The organism is Microbulbifer epialgicus (assembly GCF_041447265.1).
GTDB lineage: Bacteria > Pseudomonadota > Gammaproteobacteria > Pseudomonadales > Cellvibrionaceae > Microbulbifer > Microbulbifer epialgicus.
Genome location: NZ_JBGMEK010000297.1, coordinates 1 through 503, shown reverse-complemented (window position 1 = coordinate 503; position 503 = coordinate 1). Strand labels below are relative to the sequence as shown.

The following is a 503-nucleotide window of genomic DNA, read 5'->3' as shown; positions in this document are numbered from 1 at the left end:
AGGCTTCCTGGCTCGTCCCTGGCTGCCCGGCACCTTCGCAATGATGGGCCATGCCTGCATCAGCTGCCCAAACCTGCGCCGCGCCCTGCTCCGCTCCGCGCGCTTTATCAGCATGGTCAGTGACGACCTGCACATCAAGCTGGTGGAAGACGCCGAGCAAGCCAGACTGATTATCCACCATAGCAACGATAAACAACTGCCCAACCAGATCTTTGTGGAGTCTATCGCGGTTATCTGGTTGCGTTTTTTCAGCTGGCTGATCGATCGTACCATCCTGCTCGAGCGTGTTTTACTGGCCTTCCCACCGCCAGATTACAACGAAGATTACAGCGATATGTTCCCCTGTCGGCACTACTTCAATCAGGCCGAAACCTGTTTAGTGTTTAATACCCGCTATCTACAAATGCCTTTAGTGCGAGACGAGCAGCAGCTGGCGGACTTCCTTTCCAGAGCGCCAGAGTGTCTGCTCACCCAGTACAAATCCGATCATAGTTTTACCGGCC

At 54.5% G+C, this 503-nt stretch carries 1 protein-coding gene; it reads left to right on the top strand.

From position 1 onward, the window contains the following. Window positions 1-503, top strand: a 503-nt coding sequence (locus ACCI49_RS25095) for an AraC family transcriptional regulator (RefSeq protein WP_371841986.1), incomplete at both ends; no start/stop codon positions are given.